The 16,506-nt window shown below is 71.7% G+C and carries 13 protein-coding genes and 1 pseudogene; 5 read left to right on the top strand and 9 right to left on the bottom strand.

Features of this window, described 5'->3' with window-relative positions:
- Positions 1–26: 26 nt before the first annotated feature.
- The 4 genes and pseudogenes from I4J89_RS05650 to I4J89_RS05635 form a co-directional block, all read right to left on the bottom strand.
- Positions 27–755 carry an NUDIX hydrolase gene (locus I4J89_RS05650; protein WP_196412716.1) on the bottom strand — a complete coding sequence of 243 codons (729 nt, stop codon included), beginning with the start codon at positions 753–755 and terminating at the stop codon, positions 27–29.
- Positions 752–1,312 (bottom strand): TlpA family protein disulfide reductase, encoded by a 561-nt coding sequence (locus tag I4J89_RS05645; RefSeq protein ID WP_309238199.1) that lies wholly within the window; start codon positions 1,310–1,312, stop codon positions 752–754. Before I4J89_RS05645 ends, I4J89_RS05650 begins: the two co-directional genes overlap by 4 nt.
- A gap of 95 nt (positions 1,313–1,407) precedes the next feature.
- A pseudogene (nth, locus tag I4J89_RS05640) lies at positions 1,408–2,214 on the bottom strand (endonuclease III); the annotation flags it as partial.
- A gap of 35 nt (positions 2,215–2,249) precedes the next feature.
- Positions 2,250–3,431 carry a CapA family protein gene (locus tag I4J89_RS05635; RefSeq protein WP_196412715.1) on the bottom strand — a complete coding sequence of 394 codons (1,182 nt, stop codon included), beginning with the start codon at positions 3,429–3,431 and terminating at the stop codon, positions 2,250–2,252.
- 206 nt (positions 3,432–3,637) lie between these two features.
- Here I4J89_RS05635 and I4J89_RS05630 point away from each other — a divergent pair, with 206 nt between their 5' ends.
- The 3 genes from I4J89_RS05630 (at position 3,638) to I4J89_RS05620 (ending at position 8,000) form a co-directional block, all read left to right on the top strand.
- Positions 3,638–4,315, top strand: a complete 678-nt coding sequence (locus I4J89_RS05630; RefSeq protein WP_014447921.1) for a Crp/Fnr family transcriptional regulator — start codon at positions 3,638–3,640, stop codon at positions 4,313–4,315.
- Positions 4,316–4,585: 270 nt separating this feature from the next.
- Entirely contained in the window at positions 4,586–5,986 is a 1,401-nt protein-coding gene (locus I4J89_RS05625) for a carboxyl transferase domain-containing protein (RefSeq protein ID WP_196412714.1), read from the top strand.
- Positions 5,987–5,996: 10 nt separating this feature from the next.
- Positions 5,997–8,000 (top strand): ATP-binding protein, encoded by a 2,004-nt coding sequence (locus tag I4J89_RS05620; RefSeq protein ID WP_196412713.1) that lies wholly within the window; start codon positions 5,997–5,999, stop codon positions 7,998–8,000.
- Positions 8,001–8,255: 255 nt separating this feature from the next.
- On the opposite strand, the gene I4J89_RS05615 is transcribed toward I4J89_RS05620, so the two are convergent.
- From I4J89_RS05615 to sp36, 5 genes are all read right to left on the bottom strand, one after another.
- Positions 8,256–9,251: a serine/threonine-protein kinase gene (locus tag I4J89_RS05615; protein ID WP_196412712.1), complete on the bottom strand. Its 996-nt coding sequence runs from the start codon at positions 9,249–9,251 to the stop codon at positions 8,256–8,258.
- A gap of 31 nt (positions 9,252–9,282) precedes the next feature.
- A complete protein-coding gene (locus tag I4J89_RS05610) occupies positions 9,283–12,882 on the bottom strand; it encodes an adenylate/guanylate cyclase domain-containing protein (protein WP_196412711.1) in 3,600 nt (1,199 codons plus the stop codon).
- On the bottom strand, positions 12,879–13,682 hold the full coding sequence (locus tag I4J89_RS05605) for an MBL fold metallo-hydrolase (RefSeq protein WP_196412710.1): 804 nt from the start codon (positions 13,680–13,682) through the stop codon (positions 12,879–12,881). The genes I4J89_RS05610 and I4J89_RS05605 overlap by 4 nt, the downstream gene beginning before the upstream one ends.
- Positions 13,683–13,776: 94 nt before the next feature.
- A complete protein-coding gene (locus I4J89_RS05600) occupies positions 13,777–14,268 on the bottom strand; it encodes a RidA family protein (RefSeq protein WP_196412709.1) in 492 nt (163 codons plus the stop codon).
- The gene (gene sp36 / locus I4J89_RS05595) at positions 14,265–14,420 is read right to left on the bottom strand and encodes a Sp36 family protein (protein WP_093619400.1); all 156 of its coding nucleotides are present in this window, start codon (positions 14,418–14,420) and stop codon (positions 14,265–14,267) included. Before sp36 ends, I4J89_RS05600 begins: the two co-directional genes overlap by 4 nt.
- Before the next feature lie 122 nt (positions 14,421–14,542).
- On the opposite strand from sp36, the gene I4J89_RS05590 reads away from it, so the two are divergent.
- Positions 14,543–15,511, top strand: a complete 969-nt coding sequence (locus I4J89_RS05590; RefSeq protein ID WP_196412708.1) for an Rv0361 family membrane protein — start codon at positions 14,543–14,545, stop codon at positions 15,509–15,511.
- Between the two features lie 23 nt (positions 15,512–15,534).
- Positions 15,535–16,485 (top strand): ATPase BagA, encoded by a 951-nt coding sequence (gene bagA, locus I4J89_RS05585; protein WP_196412707.1) that lies wholly within the window; start codon positions 15,535–15,537, stop codon positions 16,483–16,485.
- The last annotated feature ends 21 nt before the right edge of the window (positions 16,486–16,506 follow it).

Here is a 16,506-nt window from a genome sequence, read left to right as displayed (position 1 = left end):
ACTTAGCGTAGAAGTCCGGCGCACGTTTACGGCACCACCTCGTCGGGCGCCCCGCCACGCGCCGCGGGTACGGGCGCCGCGGCGTCCGGAAGTTCGACGACGCGACCCGGCTCCCACGGGAGCGACCAGCCGGCCATGTCCAGCAGAACCGAGATCACCCCCGCTGTGAAGCCCCAGACGAGCAGTCCACGAATCTGGAAGGCGGGCCCGATCCAGCCGCTCGGATGTCGCACCCGGATACGGTTGGCGGGGTCGGCCAGTTCACTGATCGGCAGCCGGGCGACGTGCGCCACTTCGGCGGGCTGCCGGGGCCGCACCGGGTGCGGGTTCCGCCACCAGGCCAGCACCGGGGTGACGACGAAGCGGCTGACCGGGATCCACAGGTCGGGAAGCAGGGCCAGCACGTCCGCAGTGGACCGGTCGAGTCCGACCTCCTCGTCGGCCTCGCGCAGCGCGGTTGCGGCGGCGTCGGCGTCCTCCGGGTCGGTCGCGCCGCCGGGAAAGGCGGGCTGCCCGGCATGGTTGCGCATGGTCGCGGCCCGTTGCAGCACGAGCAGGTCGGGGCCGCCCGGGGTGTCGGCGGCCGGCTCGCTCTCGCCGAGCAGCACCAGGACCGCGCTGTGGCGCCCGTCGCCGCCGGCCGGTTGCCGCAGGGTGGTGAAGTCCTCGGTACGGCACTGCCCGACCCGGGTCAGCAGCGGTTCGAACCAGGGCGGCAGGTCGTCCGGCCGGTCGAGGATCTGTCCGCGGCTCATCGTGTCACCGTCACGCCGGTGTGCTCCCGTACCTTTTCGATCAGCTCGTCGACGGTCAGAGCGCTGCGGTGAATGTAGGTCTTTCCGTCCGTGTCGACGAAGACGGTGATCGGCAGGGTGGCCTGACCCAGCTCACCGGCGAACCGGCGGTCCGGATCGAACAGAGTCGGAAAACTGACGTCGTGGTCGGTGGCGAACGAGGCGGCGGCCTCCCGCCGGTCTCCGCTGTCCAGCCCGATCACGCTGAGCCGCCCGGCGGCACGATCGGCGAGGCCCTGCATGACCGGCAGCTCTTCCCGGCAGGGCGCGCACCAGGACGCCCAGACGTTGATCACGGCTGGGCGAGGCAGGGTGCGCAGCTCGACCGGCTGCCCGCCGGTGAAGCACTCCAGCGACAGATCAGGCAGCTCAGTGAGGCCGTCCGGGGCACCGGACGGTGCCGGGCAAGCGGCGAACGGTGACGGCGTCTCCGGCTGGTCCGGTTCGACCGCGGCAGTGCAGGCCGAGAGCACCAAAACGGCGGCCACCGCCGCCAGCGCCCCGCGAACCCGACTCACCGAACCTCCGGTTCCACGGAAGCCGCGAGCCGCTCCTCCGGCTCCACGGAAGCCGGCTCCACAGCAGCCGCCAGCTGCCCCTCCGGCTCTTCCGGAGCGAGCAGCGCCGCGGCCGGCACCAGATCCGGATCGACACCGGCGGCCGCGGCCAGGTCGCGGGCTCGCGGTCCCTTGAGCAGTTTCGCCGCGGCGGCCGCCTCGGTCGGCCCGGTCCCGTACGACGGGCACATGGTCGCCAGCGCGCAGGCTCCGCAGGCCGGCTTGCGGGCGTGGCAGACGCGCCGCCCATGGAAGATCACCCGGTGCGAGAGCATGGTCCAGTCGCGCTTCTCGATCAGGTCCCCGACCAGGAACTCGATCTTCACCTCGTCCTGCTCGTCGACCCAGCCGAAGCGATTGGTCAGCCGCTTGAAGTGGGTGTCCACCGTGATGCCGGGCACACCGAACGCGTTACCCAGGATGACGTTGGCGGTTTTCCGGCCAATGCCGGGCAACTTAACCAATTTGTCCAATTTGTTGGGAATTTGACCGTCGTACTCCTCGACCAGTGCCTGACCGAGCCTGATCAACGAGTTCGTCTTGGCCCGGAAGAAGCCGGTCGGCCGGAGCAGCTGCTCCATCTCGGCCCGGTCGGCCGCGGCGTAGTCGGCGGCCGTCCGGTACTGCTGGAAGAGCTTCGGCGTCACCTGGTTGACCCGGACGTCGGTGGTCTGCGCGGACAGGATGGTCGCGACGGCCAGCTCGAGCGGATTGGTGAAATCCAGCTCGCAGTGCGCGTCCGGATGGGTCTCGGTGAGCACCCGGCTCATCCGGCGGGCCCGCCGCTTGCGGCCCAGATCCGTTTCCCGCGCGAAGCTCTTCCGCGCAGAGTCAGGCGTTGATGCTGCGCGGGGTCGAGTCACCGGTAAAGAGTACGTCGGCTGCTCCAGATCATCGGTCACGCCGACGGCTTGATCGTCCCGTCGTCGCCGATCGTGGCCGCCGTCTCGTCGAAGTCAGCCGCGGACAGCTGATCGACCATCTTCCGGCCGCGCTCGTTCTTCTTGTCGCGGATCGGTACGCCGTTGTCGTTCAGGTACGTGGACAGGAACTTGCCGCCCGCGTACTCGCCGTCCTTGGTCAGCGACACGTGCAGGATCCCGGAGTACTTGAGCACCCCGTCCCGGGACAGCGTCCGGCCGCCGCCCGCGAAGTTGCCCAGGCTGTACGCGATCAGCTTGCCTTTGTAGAACTCCATCCCGCGCAACACGTGCGGCCCGTGGCCGACCACCAGATCGGCACCGGCGTCCACGACCGTGTGACTGAACTTGATCGGGTCGCCCCGGTCCTCCCCGAAGAACAGCTCCTTGCCCGGTTTCACGTGCGTCTTGTCGGAGCCCTCGGCACCCATGTGCACCTGCACCACGACCAGGTCGGCCTGCGACCCGGCCTCCTTCACGACGGCCCGGGCCGCGGGCAGGTCGTTCAGGTCGTTCGCCCCCTCGTACGGCGAGAAACCGACCACCGCGACCTTGACGCCCTGGACCTCGACCACGGTGATCTGGTCCTCGGCCCCGGTGTGCTCCAGCCCGGCCTTCTCCAGCGCCGCCACGGTATTGCGGTACCCCTGGGTGCCGTAATCCTTGGAGTGATTGTTCGCCGTGTTGAGCAGCTGGAAGCCGGCGTCCTTGAGGTGCTCGGCGTAGGCCGGCGGCGAGCGGAAGGCGAAGCAGTTGGGCCGCGGCGGCGAACCGCACTTCGAGGTGCCGGTGTCCCCGGTGAGAGGCTGTTCCAGGTTGCCCATCACCAGGTCGGATTCGAGTCCCTCGCGCACCGAGTCGAAGAAGCCCTCCCCGTCGTTCGCCGGGAGCTTGTTGGGCGCGCTGCCCATGATGATGTCGCCGGTGGCGGAGAGCGTGATCGACTCCACCTCGGCGGACTCCTCGACCGGGGCGGCGCTGCCGGCGACCGGAGGCTCGGACGCCGTTGGCGCGCTCCAGCGGGCACTTTTGTCGTCGTCACGTTGCGCCAGGGCAATTCCGCCCAAACCCGCCCCAACGAGGGCGGCAACGGCAATGGTGATGGTGAGAACCGGTCGGCCGAACAAACTCCGGCGTCGCGACGGGGGGTGCGGATTCATCGACCGGGACGATACCGTCGGTCAGCAAGCGGGATCGACAGACGAAAGGCCTGTCCTGATATGCCCGGACCGCCGAATCATTACTGGCGGTCATGGCGAATCTGGTTACCGTCCAGTATCTGGATCAAGGGGTGGGCGCCCGTTTCCCGCCCGCGTGCGCCTAGACTGATCGAGCGCAGACGTTGCGCGTTTTCGGAGGTGCGGCGATGGATGAGGTACTGGCTCGCAGCGGAATCTTCCAGGGTGTCGACCCGGAAGCCGCCGAGGCGCTCGCCAAGGAGATGGACACTATCGAAGTCCGTAAGGGCGACGTGGTCTTCAACGAGGGCGAGGCCGGCGACAGCCTGTACATCGTGCTCTCCGGCAAGATCAAGCTGGGTCGCCGGGCTGCGGACGGTCGGCAGAATCTCGTCTCCATCATGGGTCCGTCGGACATGCTCGGCGAGCTCTCCCTCTTCGACCCCGGTCCCCGTACGGCTACGGCGACCGCGGTCACGGACAGTCGCCTGGCCCGGCTGAAGAAGTCGTCATTGCGACCGTGGCTGAACAACCGGCCCGAGATCGCCGAGCAGTTGCTCCGGGTGCTGGCTCGCCGCCTGCGCCGGACCAACGACGCGCTCGCCGACCTGATCTTCACCGATGTCCCGGGCCGGGTCGCGAAGAACCTGCTCCAGATGGCGGGTCGCTTCGGCACCCGGGACGGGGGCGTCCTGCGGGTCACCCACGACCTGACCCAGGAGGAGCTGGCCCAGCTCGTCGGCGCCTCGCGCGAGACGGTGAACAAGGCGCTCGCCGACTTCGCCTCCCGGGCGTGGCTGCGGCTCGACGGCAAGAGCGTGATCATCCTGGACCCGGAGCGCCTGGCTCGCCGGGCTCGCGTCTGACCCACGCACGCTTATACGGGGCCGTCCATGCGGACGGCCCCGTAATCGTGCCCGTTCCACCTGTTCGTGGTACCGGGCCGGTATGCCCGGATCCGTGTCGCACCCACACGGATCCTCGTTACGGAGGTGGCCGAGAGGCACCGGCGTAACAGGGAAGGGGCATGGCAAAGGTGGCAAAGGCATGACCGACTGCACCGAGCGGCACCCGGCCGCGCCTGCCCCTCAACGTCGCAGGCGAGGGCCAGGAGGGCATGCCAGGGGAAGCACAGCATGACCGTGCTCGACACCTCGCTGGACCCCCGCGATCCCGCCTACCTGGAGGGGCGCAGCTCCACCCTGCAACTTCTCGCCGAACTCGAGGCCGTGCTCGACCAGGCACGCGCCGGCGGCGGCGAGAAGTGGGTCACCCGGCACCACGCCCGGGGCAAGCTGCTTCCACGCGAGCGCATCGAGATGCTGCTCGACCAGGACAGCCCGTTCCTGGAGCTTTCCCCGGTCGCGGCCTGGGGCTCCGAGTACCCGGTCGGCGCCAGCGTGGTCACCGGGGTCGGCGTCGTCGAAGGCGTCGAGTGCGTCGTCGTCGCGAACGATCCGACGGTGGACGGGGGCGCGGTCAACCCGTACACCGCGGACAAGATCCGCCGGGCCGCGCGGATCGCGTCGGTCAACCGCCTGCCCCTGGTGAACCTGGTGGAGTCGGCGGGCGGCGGCACGCCGGCCGGCGGCATCGCGCGCGAGTTGAGCCGCCTCACCGCCGACCGGGTACCGACCGTTTGTGTGATCTTCGGGCTCACCACCGGCGACGCGGCCTACCTGCCGGCGCTCTCCGACTACACGATCATGGTGCGCGGGCACGCCAAGGTGCTCACGATCCACCCGCAGCCGGTACGCGGCACGGCCAACGGCCACTCCGGCGTGGAAGTGCGTGCCACTCCCGTGGTGCCGGCCGGGCCGGCCGGGCCCGCCGACCAGCTCGCCGAGGACGAGCGGGACGGGCTGCGGCTGGCCCGCCAGTGCGTACGCCGCCTCAACTGGCGCAAGCACGGACCGCCGCCGCGCACCCTCTACCCGGCCGCGCCCCGGTACGACGCCGAGGACCTGCTCACCCTGGCCTCCGCCGACCCGGCCGGCTTCGAGCCACGTGAGGTGCTGGCCCGGATCCTCGACGACAGCGACTTCGACGAGTTCAAGCCCGGGCAGGGCCCGGCTCTGCTGGCCGGCTGGGGTGAGCTGCACGGATACCCGCTCGGGGTGCTCGCCACCCCGAGCGGCGTGTGCTCGGCCGCCGAGGCCCAGAAGGCGGTCCACTTCCTGCACCTGGCGAACGCGACCGCCACTCCGCTGCTCTTCCTGCGGCATCGCGGCGCTCCGGGCGAAACCGAGACCGACGCCCGGCACGACGCTCCCCTGGTGCACGCGGTTGCCAAGTCGGCCGTCCCGCACCTGGTCCTCACCATCGGTTGCGCCGCCGACGACACGGCGGACCGCACCGACGAACCACGATTCCGGTTCAGCTGGCCCGTACCGGGCCGGCCAGGGCAGTGCACCGCCTCGGCCGACGACGGCGTCATCGACCCCCGCGACACCCGTACGGTCCTCGGCCTCTGTCTCTCCGCCGTGCACAGCGCGGCTGTGGAGGGCGCTGGACCCGTCGGTGTGTTCCGACCTTGAAAGGTAGACAGTGATCCGACGACTGCTGGTGGCCGACCGTGGTGAGGTCGCCCGCCGGGTGTTCGCCACCTGCCGACTCGTCGGCATCGAGACGGTAGCCGTCTACTCCGACGTCGACTCCAACGCGCCACACGTCACCGAGGCCGACTACGCCGTCCACCTGCCGGGCACCACGCCCTCGGCCACCTACCTGCGTACCGAGGCGCTCATCGCGGCCGCACAGCGGTCCGGGGCGAACGCGGTGCACCCGGGCAGCGGCGCACTCGCCGAGGATCCGGAGTTCGCCGCCGCGGTGGTCGAGGCCGAGATGATCTGGGTCGGGGCGCCAGCCGCCACGCTGCGTACGCTGAACGTCAAGACCGGCGTGAAGAAGCTGGTCGCCGAGGCACAGGTGCCGGTGCTGCCCAGCTTCACCGACCCGGACAAGGTGCCCGGATTCCCGGTGCTGATCAAGCCGGTGATCGGGACCGGCGGCGCCGGCATGCGGGTCGTCCGGGACGCCGCCACGCTGGCCGAGGCGGTCGCCTCCACCCGCCGCGAGGTCGGTGGCGACGTCTTCTGCGAGCCGTACGTGGGCAACGTCCGCCACATCGAGGTGCCGATCCTGGCCGACGCCCAGGGCTCGGTGGTTCCGTTCGGCGAGCGGGAGTGCTCGGTGCAGCGGCGCTATCAGAAGATCGTCGAGGAGACCCCGTCGCCGGCGGTCGACCCGGCTCTGCGCGAGGAGCTGTGCCGGGCGGCGATCGTCGCGGTCCGGGCGCTCGGCTACGTGGGCGCCGGTGCGGTGGAGTTCCTCCTGGACACCGACGGCGACTTCTGGTTCCTCGAGCTCACCCCCACGCTCCAGGCCGACCACGCGGTCACCGAGTGCGTCTCCGGCTACGACATGGTGCGCCTGCAACTGCTGGTGGCGGAGGGCGGCAGCCTGCCGATGCCGGGACCGCCGCCGATCCGGGGGCACGCCATCGAGGTGCGGGTCTGCGCGGAGGATCCGGCGTACGCGTGGCTGCCGGCCGCCGGCACCCTGCACCGGTTCGCGGTTCCCGACGTGGCCGGCTCGTTCCGGCCGCTGCCGCAGCCCGGCCTGCGCCTGGACGCCGGGGTGGTGGACGGGTCGGTGGTCGGCATGCACCACGACCCGATGCTGGCGAAGCTGATCGCCTGGGCACCGAGCCGGCAGGAGGCCGCCCGGATGCTGGCGTCCGCGCTGGCCCGGGCACAGCTGCACGGCGTGGTCTCGAACCGGGACCTGCTGGTACGCGTGCTGCGCCACCACGCCTTCCGGGCCGGCGACATCGACACCGGCTTCCTGGACCGGCACCCCGAGGTGTTCGCCCCGCTGCTGTCCTCGGTCGACGCGGTGCGCCTGTCCTGCCTGGCCGCCGCCCTGGCCGGCGCCGCCGCCCGGCGAGCCACCGCCCCGGTGCTCGGCTCGCTGCCGTCCGGCTGGCGCAACGTCCCGTCCGGCTCCCAGACCGCGGTGTACGACGGCCCGACCGGCCCGGTCGAGGTCGGCTACCGGATGAACCGCCACGGCGAGCTGGGCGGCTGGTGGGTACGCGCGGTCGACCCCGAGGAACTCGATCTGGCCGGCCTCGGGCAGGCCCCGATGGATGAGCATCCGCCGATCGTCGTGGTCCAGGCGAGCGGCGAGCGGGTCGTGCTCAACGTGCAGGGCATTCGCCTCACCGTCCTGGTACACCGGGTCGGCGACGTCTCGTACGTGGACAGCCCCGAGGGTTCGGTCGCTCTCCGGGAGATCTCCCGCTTCCCGCTGCCCGCCCCCGAGGCCGCCGAGAGCTCGCTGATCGCCCCGCTTCCGGGCGCCGTCCGCCGCGTCCTGGTCGTACCCGGCCAGCGCGTCCGGGCCGGCGAGCTGCTCCTCACCCTGGAGGCGATGAAACTCGAACACCCGGTCCACGCCCCCTCCGCCGGCGTCGTCGCCTCCCTGCCGGTGCATCCCGGCGCCGAGGTCGACACCGGCGAACTCCTGGCCGTCCTCGACCCCGAATAACGGTGGGCTTTCCGGTCACGCGCCTTTTTCGGTACGCGTGACCGGTCGCTCCGCCGACCGGGACCGTCCCCGCCCTACCGCGCGACCACCAGCCCACTTACGGCCCCAGCGCGCCCGCCGGGAACCGCACGGGGTGTGCCTGGGCCCGGCGGCCGCGCTGCGGCCGCAAGGGTGCAGGGGGCCGCGGTCGCGGCGGGAGGTGCGGGTTCGGCGGGACAGTCGTCACGCGTACCTAAAAAGGCTTGTCCGGCGTCCTCAGCTGAACCAGCGGCTGAAGAAGCCCTTGCGGGCGCCGGGGTTGTGCACCGTCGGCGTGTCGTCCTCGTGGGTGGGCGTGCTGGGCACGATGGGGCGCGGCCGCGGCGGCTGGTAGCCCGGCGTCGAGCCCGACCGGTAGACGGTGGGTGGCGGCTGCGGGGTGTTCGGGTCGAGCTGGAGGTTGTTCAGCAGGTCGCGCAGCTGCTCGGCGGTGGGCCGCGACGCCGGGTCGTTGGCCATGCCGTAGCGGAGGATGTCGGTGAGCGCGCGCGGCACGCCGGGCAGCTCCGGGATCGGCTGGTGGAAGAGATCCATCAGCGTGATCAGGCTGGGGCTGCGGTCGGTGTCCCAGCGCGGCGGCCGGCCGTTCATCACCGCGTAAAGAGTGGCACACAGTGCGTAGACGTCGCAGGCGCCGGACGGGCTGTCGTGGCGGAACATCTCGGGCGGCGCGTACGCCGGGGTGAGCACTTCGAGGGTGACCGAGGAATCGCGCATCTCGCCGAGCACGGCTAGCCCGAAGTCGGCGAGCACAGCCGCGTTGAAGTGCGAGTAGAGGATGTTCGCCGGCTTCACGTCGCGGTGCAGCACACCGTTGGCGTGCGAATGCACCAGCGCGTCAGCGATCTTGATGCCGACGTCGCGCGCCTCGACCGGGGTGAGCGGGGAGACGCGCATGCGGTCCAGGTACGACCCGTCGCAGAGCTCCATGATCAGGTAGGGGTGCTGGTCGTGCGTGACGCCGACGTCGAAGAGATCGACCACGTGTGGGTGCGACGACATCCGGCCGGCCGCGCGCGCCTCGCGGAGGAAGCGTGCCTGGTCCCGCTGGTTGTCGAGGGTGCGGTTCTCCATCTTGATGGCGACCTCGCGGCCCACCGAGTCCTGCGTCGCGCGGTACACAGTGGCGTACCCGCCGCGCGCCATTACCGACAATCCGGACATGCCTGGCACGTACGGCGGGGGTAGGGTGCCAGGCCGGGTCTCCGTCACGTTAAAGAAAATACGCCAGCCGGATCAAAGATCATCCGGGCACGTCAGACGCGTAGGCGACAGTTTCCTCGACGACGGTCACCGCGAGGGTGTCCCGCAGCTCCTCGGCGGCCGCGCGCTCACTCGCCTGCTCGGTCGCGTACGCCAGGCGAACCGCGTCCTCCGCGGCCATCCTGGCCTCCTCGCACCGGTCCGCCGCGGCCAGCACCCGGGCCCGGACCATGGCCAGGATCACACCGCTGCGGACGTCCTCGGCGGGCACCTCACGAGCCCGCTCGATCCAGGTCAGGGCCGACTCCACCCGGCCGTCGGCGAGCAGCGCCGACGCGTACGCGGCAAGCGCGTGCCGACGCGAGAAGAGCAGCGAGGGGGTCGACGTGTCACTTGCGATCGGCGCCAGCAGCCCGATCGCGGTACCCGAGTCCCCGGACCGGTTGCGCGCCTCGGCCAGCAGCACCCGGGGGCCCACCTGTGCGGGCGCCAGCGGGTTGTGCGGCTCGACCGCGGTCATCACCCGGCGCGCGTCGGCCTCCGCGGTGGCCAGGTCGCCGCGTTGCAACGCCACGAAGCCGTGCAGGGTGCCGGCCATCCCGAGCAGCAGCGGGTGTCCGGTCCGGTCGGCGTAGACGAGCGCGTCGTTGAGCAGGTCGGCGGCGTGATCCAGCTCGTTCAGGCTGCGCGCGATGGCGCCGCGCACCACCATGGCGAGTCCCCGGCCCCAGTCGTCGGAGAGCTCGTTGAACTCGCGGAACGCCCGCCGGGCCTGGCTGTCCGCCACGCCGAGGTCGCCCAGTTCGGCGGCCGCGTACGCCTCCACGACCCGCAGCGTGCCCACCGCCCAGCCCTCGCCGACCCGGTCACCGAACGGCAGGAAGATCCGGGCCAGCCGGCGCGACTCCTGCAACCGGCCGGCGAGCAGCCGGGCGAAGGCCGTGGTGCCGCGCAGCCAGGACCGCCCGACCGGGTCACCCAGCTCGGCGAAGAGGCGCGCGGCCCGGCCCAGCACCGCGTCGGTGCCGGCGAAGTCACCCCGGGTGGTGGTCACCCAGGCCAGGTTCTGCAACGCCCAGGCCTGCCCGTGCCGGTCACCGGCGGCGAGCGTGACCTGGTAGGCGGCCGCGAACCGGCTGCTCGCCTGGCTGAGCTTGCCGGCCAGGAAGTCGGCCATGCCGAGGCGGCGCATCGCGTTCGCCCGCTCCGGCAGCAGCTGCGCCTCGGTGGCCACTTCGAGGGCCTCCTGCCAGGCCGCCACCGCCCGGGTGGTGTCGCCGAGCGCCTCGTACGCCCGGCCGACCAGGATCGTCCCCTCGGCGCGACACACCGGGTCGTCCTCGGCCGCCACGGTGATCTTCTCGCCGTACGCCAGCGCCTCCTCTGCCCGGCCCAGGCGCAGCAGCGCTCGTGCGTGCACCAGCTGGTCGGCCAGCGACAGGCCGTCCTTGGTCAGGGTGGTGGCCCGCTCGGCGTACTCGATCGCGGCGGCCGGCTCGATGTTGGCCAGCGCCCGCCGGGCCATCCGGCCGAGCGCCGCGACGCCCAGCGGCGCCACCTCGCGGGCCGCGGCGTCCGGGCGCAGCCGTACCGCGTCGGCGAGTTCCACCGCGCACTCGGCGTGGGTGGCGATGAACGCGTCCCGCTCGTTCTCGCTCAGATTGAGCCGGACCGCGCCGTCATGCCCGTCCCGGATCGTCTCCGGCGCCGCCCACGTCGCCAGGTAGGCGTGCCGCTCGGCGAGGTCCGCCTTGCCGATGCCGGCGTAGGCGGCCTCGCGCATCAGCGGGGTGCTGAACTGGTAGCCGCCGGAGCGCGACCGGTGCAGCATGCGGCGCTGCAGCAGCTCGTCCACGGCCCGTTCGAGCTCCACCGTCGGGACCGCACCGGGCAGCATGTCGGTACCCGCCCGGCGCTCCTGCAACGCCTCCAGCACTCCGCTCGGCACGGTCGTCCCGGCCACCGACGCGTCGCGCAGCACTGCCCGCGGCTCCGCGGGCAGTGCGTCGATGCGGGCGGCCAGCACGGCCGCCAGGTCCCGGGAGAGCAGCTGGCTGCCGAGCGATCCGGCGGCCAGCTGCCAGCGGCCGACCGCGTTCGCGCCCACCGCCGGGGCGAGCAGCCCCCGCTCCATCAGCAGGGTGACCATCTCGGCCAGGTAGAACGGATTGCCCTGCGCGGTGGCGAGCAGCCGGTCGCTGTCGTGCGCGGGCAGCTTGCCGCCGTTCAGGTACGAGGTGAGCAGCCGGGACGCGTCGGCACCCCGCAGCGGCGGCAGGGTGTGCACCTCGGCGTCGGCCAGCCGGGTCATCGCACCGGCGGTACGCACCAGCTCGGGACGCCCGAGCAGCAGCACCACGACCGGGCCCTCCAGCCGGGAGAGAGTGCTGCCGAGCGCGTCCATGGTGGTGGCCGTGGCGTCGTGCAGGTCGTCGACGATGACCATCAGGGGCGACTCGGTGGCGAGCGCGTTGAGCACGTCGGCCACCGCGATCGAGATGGCCTCGGCGTCGACCCGCTTGGCGCTCGGCGGCCAGTCCGCCGGGGCGGCCGGGCCCACCTTGTTCGTCTTGGCCTCGCCGTAGCCGAGCAGCACCAGCAGCCGGTCGGTGTCGAACTGGGCGCCGAGCCGGTTGGCCAGCTTGCGCAGGCGTTCCTCGACGACCGTACGGCCGACCGTGGCGACCACGTCCTTGGGCAGGCCGGCCGCCTTACGGATCAGGTCGGCCAGGGGTGCGTACCGGCGTCGCTCACCGAAAGCGCGGCAGCGGACGCGGAGCACCCGGGCACCATGTCCGTTGAAATCGAGGGCGAGCCGCTTCACCTCGCCGGCGAACCGGGACTTACCGATGCCGGCCTCCGCGGTCATCACCATGATCCGCGGGGTGCCGGAGTCGATCGCCTCGGCGACCCGGCCGGAGACGCGGCCCAGCTCGATCTCGCGGCCCACGAACGGCGCCTCGTCACCGAGGCCGGACCGGGTGCCCGGCGCGTCGTGCAGGCCGAGCAGCTCGTACGTCGGCACCGGCTCCCGCTTGCCCTTGAGCCGCAGCGGGCGCAGCTGCCGCCAGGAGGCGACGTGCCGGGTCCCCGCGCTGGTCCGCTCGCCGGCGTAGACCGCGCCGACCGCGGCGGCGTCGGCCAGCCGGGCCGCGGTGTTCACCGTGTCGCCGATGACCGTGTATTCGATCCCCGCCTGCATCCCGGCGACCACCTCGCCGGTGTTCAGACCGACGCGCAGGCCGAGCGGCGCGCCACCGCCACGCTCGTCGTCGAGCACCCGGCGCACCGCGCGTTGCATGCTCAGCGCGGCCCGGACGGCACGCTCGGCGTCGTCCTCGTGCGCCACCGGCGCCCCGAAGACGGCCATGATCCCGTCGCCGGTGAGCTTGTCCACGTGCCCGCCGAACGTCTTCACCGCGCCGGCCAGCGAGGCGAGCACCCGGTCGGTGACCGCGCCGACCCGCTCCGGGTCGAGGTCCTCCGACCAGGAGGTGAAGTCCGAGAGGTCACCGAAGAGCACGGTCACGATGCGGCGCTCGGCCGCGGGCAGCGAGGCGGCCGAGGGCAGGGCGGCACCGCAGTTGTGGCAGAAGCGGGCACCGGGAACGGCGACGGTCCCGCACACGGGGCAGGTCACGGCCGATCCAACCGGTGGGTCCGGCCCAGGTATTCCAACTGCGCGGCGGCGGACCACTCGGCCGCGAACCGCACGCCCGGATCGATGTCCGGATAGACCAGATCGACGACCGCTTCCGGGGTCGTCGCGCCGGCCGCCACGGCGGCGGCCACCTGCGCGAGTCGCTCCCGGCGGTGGTCCAGGTAGAAGTCGGCGCGCTCGGCGGTGTCGGCCCGGGCCGGTCCGTGGCCGGGCAACATCAACACCTCGGGGTACGCGCTGAGCAGTTCCAGGCTGCCCAGGTACGCCCCCAGGTCACCGTCCGGCCGGGCCACCACCGTGGTCCCGCGCCCGAGAATGGTGTCACCGGTGAACATCGCACGGTCGTTCCCACACTCGACGAGAAAGCACACCGAATCGCTGGTGTGCCCCGGAGTGTCCAGAACCTGTATTTCGAGGCCGTTCCCACCGAGTGACTCGTTCGGGTCCAACACGTCACCGTGCCGGCAGTACGCCGGGTCGGCGGCGAGCACGGCGGTCCCGCCGAGCAGCTCGGAGAGCCGGTCGGCGCCCTCGACGTGGTCGTGATGACCGTGCGTCACCAGGATGAACTGGAACGGCCCGTGCTCGGCGATCCGGCGCAGATGGCCCTCGTCCAGCGGGCCGGGGTCGATCACGGTCGCGTAATCGGCACCCGGCGCACGCAAGATCCACGTGTTGGTGCCGTCCAGCGTCATCGGACCCGGGTTGGGCGCTCGCAGCAGCGTCACCCAACCCGGTAGCCGGTCGACCCCCGCCGACTCGGGCTCAGCACCCCCCATGACCCGAATCGTACGTCGCACCCGGCCGATGGCCGAGACACGATGTCCGACGCGGTCACCTTGGGTCACCAAAAGCGCCCGAATCCCCCCAAGATCACGCCACTTCGGCGATGACTTCCACCTCTACCGGTGCTCCGAGCGGCAGTTCGGAGACCCCGACAGCGCTGCGTGCGTGCCGGCCCTGCTCGCCGAGAACGTCGCCGAAGAGGTTGGAGGCACCGTTGACGACGGCCGGCTGACCGGTGAAGCCCGGCGCGGACGCCACGAACCCGGTCACCTTGACGATCTTGACAAGCCGGCCCAGGCCGACCAGCGACTCGATCGCGGCCAGCGCGTTCAGCGCGCAGATCCGGGCCAGCTCGACGGCCTCCTCCACGGTGACGTCGTCGCCGACCTTGCCGGCCTTCGGCAGCTTGCCGTCGACCAGCGGCACCTGACCCGAGACGTAGACGTAATTGCCGGACTGCACGGCCGGCACGTAGGACGCCAGCGGCGGAACCACCTTCGGCAGCGTCAGGCCCAGCTCGGCCAGCTTGGCGTACGCGTCCACCCCACCTTCGCCGGCCACCGGCGCCGGCGTGGTCATGACTTCGGCCGCTTCAGGTACGCGACGAGCTGCTCCGGGTTGGGGCCGGGCACGACCTGGACGAGCTCCCAGCCGTCCTCGCCCCAGTTGTCGAGAATCTGCTTGGTCGCGTGGACCAGCAGGGGCACGGTCACGTACTCCCACTTCTGCATGGCGTGGACTACTCCCTATCCGTCGGCTACCGGCACAGCTTAGGACGCGACGGATCAGGTGGTTGGTTAGGCTGAGCGGGACAAGCTCACGTAAAGCGAACACGCCATCAGCGGAGGGTGACATGACGCGACACGCCGGTGGGGAGCGGTCCGGACATCCGGATCCACCGCCGTCGCCCGACCCGGAACCGCCGATGCCGATCCCGCCGGACGAGCCGATCCCGATCCCGGAGCCGCCGCACGCGACGAGCGCGGCCGGGACCGATCCACCGGTCGAGCTACCGGTCGCCGGCGGGCCACCACCGCCGGTCGCCCGGCACGGCGGTCCGGATGTCGCGGGGGCATCCGAACCGCATCTCGATCTCCACGCGGACACCGCCGAGCATCCGGCGGTGTCCGGCGCGGTGGTCCATCACTCGGCGTACGCTCCGCCCGACCCGACCCAGGTGATCTCACACACCCCGCCGGAGGGCTGGCATCAGCCGCCGCCGGACGGCCCCTGGCACGCCCAGCACGAGAAACCCGGCGAGTGGCGGCACGTGCCACCCGAGCACCTGGCCTACCAGCACTCGCCGCCGGCCGAGGCCGGACCGGAGCCGATCTGGGTGGGCCCGCCGACCGGGCAGTCGCCGCTTCTGCCGGGCGACCCGCGCCGGCGCTCGACGGTCTTCCTCTCCCTGGCGTTCGCGGCCACGCTGGTGCTCTGCGGCGGCGGCGCGGTCTCGGCGTACTTCCTGTTCCGGGACGCCGACAATCCCGGCTCGCCGGACCCGATGACCGCGGTCAACCGCTTCCTGACCGCCGTCTACACGCAACAGGACGCGAACGCCGCCGAGGACCTGGTGTGCCGCAAATCGCGGGACGAGACCAAGCTCGCCGAGCGGGTGGAGCAGATCAGCACGTACGCGGACGGCTATCAGGGTGCTGTCTTCCGCTGGGACGACCCCACCGTGGCCAGCCGGGGTGACGACGAGGCCACCGTCGGCGTCCGGGTCGTCATGTCGACCGACGACGAGAAGGCCGCCGCACAGGATCTGCGGTTCACCGTCATCCGCAAGTCCGGCTGGCTGGTCTGCGACGTGTCCGGCTGAGATTGCCCCGTACCGTTGGACGCATGGGCGAACACCGGAACTGGCCGGAGCGGCTGCACGTGGTGACCGGCAAGGGCGGGACCGGCAAGACCAGCGTGGCCGCCGCCCTGGCCCTGGGCCTGGCCTCCGGCGGGCGGCGCACGCTTCTGGTCGAGGTGGAGGGCCGGCAGGGCATCGCCCAGCTGTTCAACCTCGAACCCTTGCCGTACGCGGAGCAGCGGATCGCCACCACGACCGGTGGTGGTGAGGTCCGCGCCCTGGCCGTGGATCCCGAGGAGGCCCTCCTCGAGTACCTGGACATGTTCTACAAGCTCGGCGCGGCCGGCCGGGCGCTGCGCAAGGTCGGCGCCATCGACTTCGCCACCACGATCGCGCCGGGCCTGCGCGACGTGCTGCTCACCGGCAAGGTCAAGGAGGCGACCACCCGGTCCCGCGACGGCCGCCGGATGTACGACGCGGTGGTCCTCGACGCGCCGCCGACCGGCCGGATCGGCCGTTTCCTGAACGTCACCGAGGAGACCGCCCGGCTGGTCAAGGTCGGCCCGATCAAGACGCAGAGCGAGGGCGTGGCATCGCTGCTGCGCTCGCCGATGACCGCGGTGCACGTCGTCACGCTGCTCGAGGAGATGCCGGTCCAGGAGAGCGTGGACGCCATCGCCGAGCTGAACGCGCTGCGCATCCCGGTGGGCCGGATCATCGTGAACGGCGCCCGCCCGGCCCTGTTGCCGGCCGGCCGGGTGACCAAGGCGGAGATCAAGCGAGGCCTCACCGCGGCCGGTCTGCCGGCTACCCAGGGCACCGTGAGCCAACTCGCAGCACAGGCACAGGCACACCTCACCCGGCGGGAGCTGGAGGAGTCGCTGCGGCTGGAGTTGGCCGAGCTGGGACGGCCGATGGTGGAGCTGCCGCAGCTTCCGGACGGCGTGGACCTGGCGGGTCTGGAGCAGTTCGCCGCCCGTCTGATGCGGGCTTGATCACGGGGAACGTCAGATCAA

Source organism: Actinoplanes aureus (assembly GCF_015704865.1).
Taxonomy (GTDB): Bacteria; Actinomycetota; Actinomycetes; order Mycobacteriales; family Micromonosporaceae; genus Actinoplanes; species Actinoplanes aureus.
Note: the sequence above shows the minus strand (reverse complement) of the source record. Positions and strands in the feature narration are given on the sequence as shown.